Origin of the sequence: Flavobacterium sp. (assembly GCF_040382755.1) — a bacterium.
GTDB lineage: Bacteria > Bacteroidota > Bacteroidia > Flavobacteriales > Flavobacteriaceae > Flavobacterium.
In genome coordinates, this window is sequence record NZ_JBEIET010000147.1 from 1 (window position 1) to 4240 (window position 4240).

3 protein-coding genes are annotated in these 4240 nt (G+C 30.6%); all 3 read left to right on the forward strand.

What is annotated here, in order from left to right:
• A partial coding sequence (locus ABWO04_RS10160) for an FISUMP domain-containing protein (protein ID WP_353079595.1) occupies nucleotides 1–696 on the forward strand: 696 nt, incomplete at its 5' end.
• A gap of 255 nt (nucleotides 697–951) precedes the next feature.
• Nucleotides 952–2598, forward strand: a complete 1647-nt coding sequence (locus tag ABWO04_RS10165) for a peroxiredoxin family protein (protein WP_353079596.1) — start codon at nucleotides 952–954, stop codon at nucleotides 2596–2598.
• 312 nt (nucleotides 2599–2910) lie between these two features.
• Nucleotides 2911–3480 (forward strand): helix-turn-helix transcriptional regulator, encoded by a 570-nt coding sequence (locus ABWO04_RS10170; RefSeq protein ID WP_353079597.1) that lies wholly within the window; start codon nucleotides 2911–2913, stop codon nucleotides 3478–3480.
• Nucleotides 3481–4240: the final 760 nt, after the last annotated feature.

The following is a 4240-nucleotide window of genomic DNA, read 5'->3' on the forward strand; positions in this document are numbered from 1 at the left end:
AGTTGGACTAATGTAGCATCAAGACCATGCTCTGTGCCCACTAATACTGGTGGGATTTTGGTATTTAAATGCCATAACTTAGGCGCTGATGAAACAGCTGACCCATTAGTACCCAGCTGGAAGCTAAATGGTGCCTATTTTCAATGGGGAAAAAAACAAGTGGATACTAACGGGGATGGCTACAGAACCAAACCCAATAGTGGCACAGAAGGTTTTGCAGCAGCACCCACCGGACCTGGAGCAGGACAAACCAACGAGGCAGCCGTGGCAAGCTGGAGCACCAGCCCAGCAGCAGTTGGTGCCTGGAACCTAACCGAAGGAAGCCCTGTAAAAACGGCTAATGACCCTTGCCCAAGTGGCTACCGTGTGCCAACCCGAAATGAATGGGAAAGCATTTACAGCACTACACCAGTAAACACACAAGTCAACTGGAGCAATGTGGGAACATATACCAGCAGTTCTACCAACTATATTGCAGGTAAAAATGTGAACAATTCCTTATACCTTCCTGCTTCGGGCTACCGTGACAGTAGCGATGGCGCGCTCGGCGTCCGTGGTAGCTTCGCCTTCTACTGGAGTTCTACCGTGATTGGCTCCAATAATGCCTACAACCTCGAATTCAATAGCGGCAGTGTGAACCCAGCCGACAACAGCTATCGCATAAACGGCTTTTCTGTGCGTTGTGTAGCAGAATAAAATTCTATTTATTTATTATTTTGTTTTATTTGATAGTTTCAGGATGAGCGTAAAAGATAAATTAGAAAATGATCAATATGATTATATCTATAATCTAGTTACTTTTTGGTTGGCTTATGATCATAATTCTTATTTAATATGTCAAAATAGTAGAAGTATTATTATTATTATTTTATTTAACGGCTTTATGAGCTATAAATACATTTAATAGATATAACAATTTAACATTATTAACAATAACTAATGCATATTCACATGAAAATTAAATTAACAGCTTTTATTATGTTTTACTTTTCGTTTTTGATGCAAGCCCAAATACTTTCGGGCGACTATCAAGGCTATTTGTATTCAAAATATTACATTGGTAAATATGAAAAAGGTAAATATGTGTTAATAGACAGTTTGCAATTAGATGATAAAGGTACTTTTGTAAAACAATTAGATGCTAAAATCTATACCCCAAACACCCTCTATGTAGTAGCCTCAGAAGGCGAATATAAAGATAAAAAGAATATTGATAATCCACACCCACATGGGAGTATTAGGTTTGTGTACATGGGTGCTGATATAAGTTATCAAACCTCTTGGAGACAAGAAACTGGTTATCTTAGTTTTATAAAGGGCGGCGAACCCAGCAATCATATTAAAGACTTAAACATTCGTTTAGAAAAAACTCAAGCTTTGCTTACTCAAATAGAGCAATTGATGGGATTACTGGAGAAAAAAGACTCATTTTACAAGCAATTAATTAAAAATTATATTGTAAAAGCAACTCAGTTTAACAAATATTGCCAATCTATTGCTGCCCAATACCCTAAAGACACTTATATGAATGTATATGCATTAATGTTTCAGCAAGTTGTCCCACAGAGAGGAATGAGTTATAATGATTTTCAAACTTATAGAGCTAAAAATTTATTTCAATATACCGATTTAAAAAACACATTGGTAGCCAATGTGCCTATGTTGCCGGCAATGTATAAGAGTTATTTATATCACAACCAACCTAGTGGTATGGTTGCTTCAGATTTAATTCAGAAAATGCAAGATGATGCTAAAGCCTATATTCAACAAAATGCATCTCCAGAAGTTTTAGAAGCTTTGAATATGCAAGATTTTCGTCCACATGTGCAAATTCTTCGAGAAAGACTAACAAAAAACTTGAATTTTGATGAACTTTACTTAGATAACAATACTTGGTTTGTAGAAATTAATGAATTTTTGGGGGCATATGATAAAAGTGCTCCTTATCATAAACTGTTTGGTAAAGATATTATCACAGCATTAGAACGCACCCGAAAGCCTGAAGCCTATACTAAACTAGCAGAAGCTGCATTTTCTATTACAGAGCAATTTAACTGGGGGGAAGCTCAAGCGGAAATTGTAGGTTATCTAACTGAAAAAGCTGATAAAAGATTGCTAAACACAAGTGGTAAAGTTGCTCAAATATATGCTTCAAAGAACATTCAAATAGGCAAGGAAGCTCCTGATTTAACTTTTGTAGAGTTAATAGATAATGATAAAAACCAAATTCCAAAATCGTTAACTTTAAAAAGTAAAGATTTTGCAAAGATTGGGTATAAAAAAACACTTTTGGTTTTTTATAAATCAGGTTGTGGTCCATGTGAAGATTTGATGAAACAATTACCTAATCATTACGATTTACTTTTAAGTAAAGGAATTAGAGTTATTTCTATTTCTGCAGATGAAAGTGAGCAAGAATTTAAAAATATTGCTAATAGTTTCCCATGGAAAGATAAATACTGTGACTACAAAGGTTTTAAAGGAGTAAATTTTAAAAACTATGCTGTTCTAGGAACACCTACTATTTTTTTAATTGATGAATTAGGAAAAATTGAAGCTAAATTAGCGAGTTTAGACGAAATTTTAAAATACTATTAAACAATAATTGTAACTGATTTTAATTGTTACTTAATATTCCATTTGTTTAGTATTCAGTTAATTGGTTTATTTTGTTTTAAGTTTATAATATATTAACGGTGGAAATAGAAAATAAATACTGTACGCTACAAGTCAAAAGTTAAATATTGTTAACATTCGTTTAGTAATAACAATATTCGTATAGCATAATAATGTTTATTTAGTTTTATTTGCGAAGGAATTAAATTGTATACTTAATTATTACAAATATAATTTTCAAATAAAATTTTAAAATAATTGTTTGAATAGTTAGTTGTATGTCAAATTATTATTATGAGTTACAAAGTTTTAATTTATAGTTGCGATACTATATTTCAAATTGGTATTTCTTTATGTGTTAAAAAAAGTTATCCAAATGTCACTATATATAAAGCTAATACATTAGAAGATGTTTTTGCAACAGATATATGTATTGATTTACTGGTTTTTGATGTTTTAACCCCCGCTGATTTATTTCAAATAAATGAACGTATTTTGGATACTTTAAAAGAAATTAAAGTAGTTTTTTTTGTAGAAAAAAATGATGATAATAAATTTTCGGAAACTAAAGATGCTATTTTTCTTAAGAAAGATATTAAAGAATACGAAGTTATTAAGCGATTACGTTTATTATGTTTAAAGCGCAAATTGTTAAAGAACAAAAGAAAAAGTAAAAATATTCTAAAAGATAATGCGTTATCTAAAAGAGAGTTGCAATGTTTTATTTTATTAATGAAAGGAAATTCAGTAAGTGAGATTTCAAAACAGCTTTCTTTACGAATGAGTACGGTAAGTACATACAAAAGGAGAATCCACAATAAAACAAACACAAAAAATGTGATACAATTGTTAAAAAAAATATAAGAGTTTTTATTATGTTATGTTTATTTTTTTTTAAGTTTAGTTAACCAAAATCTACACAACTATATCCCCACTATAGTTATAATCCTAATTTATTTGGTTAAAAGAGACTTCTTGTTTTACAAGAGTCTCTTTTTTTTAATGTATAAGATTTAGTGTAGTTCTTTACAGTAAGAACTAATTTTTTAAGTCAAACAATATGATTAATAATGAAATTTTGCTTAGCTTCGTTCAGTGCTATTATAATAGCAGTAATTAAAAATTCTACATTTTATTAAATCGTATTTAGTTTATTGTTATTAATAAAAACATTTATTTCTGTCAAATTATTTATATATTTAATTTTAAAGGGCTTATTTGCCCTATTAAATTTTTTCTCAAAAGTGTTATTTAAGAAAAGCATATTTCGAAATTCTCAAAGCATTTACTTCTTTTTCAACTTTGATATATTTATAAAATATTTTTTCAGTTTTATGTCCAGAAATCGCCATTATATTATGTCGTGGTATACGCAAATTATAGACGTTTGTACAAGAAACCTCTAAATTTCTTTAGAGGTTTTTTGCCTTCATAAAACATCAAAAACTGCTCATAATCTTTCAACAGATTGTTCGAGATGCCATCTGACAAGGCTACTATGTCGTACCAAAAACCTCTAAAGAAATTTAGAGGTTTTTTTGCTTTCATAAAACATCAAAAACTGCTCATAATCTTTATGTAAATTGTTCGAGATGCTGTCTGACAAGGCTACTATGTCGTACCA